Genomic DNA, 337 nt, shown 5'->3' on the forward strand with positions numbered 1-337 from the left:
AGCCATGGCCTGCGGATGCTCCGTGATCGGATCGCGGGTGGGAGGCGTGCCGGAACTCATCGCCGACGGCGTGAGCGGCCTGCTGTTTGATCCTGGCAGTGAAGATCAACTGGCGGCCCATCTGGAAACGCTGCTCAGTCAGCACGGCCTCCGCAAGCAACTTGCCGCCGAAGCCGCCCGCCGGGCCACCGCCCTGAGCCCCGACGACCCCCTCGCCCACGCTCGCCAGGCCGAACTCGAGCTGGGCCTGGGCCGCGCCCAGGCCGGTGGCGACAGCGCCCGGCGCGCCCTGGCCCTGGCCCCCGACACCCCCCGCGCCGCCGCCCTGGCCGCCTTT

1 protein-coding gene is annotated in these 337 nt (G+C 73.9%); it reads left to right on the forward strand.

Translation table 11 applies throughout. The features are described 5' to 3' along the window. Positions 1-337, forward strand: a 337-nt coding sequence (locus JNK74_29595; protein MBL7650328.1) for a glycosyltransferase, incomplete at both ends; no start/stop codon positions are given.

Source organism: Candidatus Hydrogenedentota bacterium (genome assembly GCA_016791475.1).
In the GTDB taxonomy this organism is placed as follows: Bacteria; Hydrogenedentota; Hydrogenedentia; order Hydrogenedentales; family JAEUWI01; genus JAEUWI01.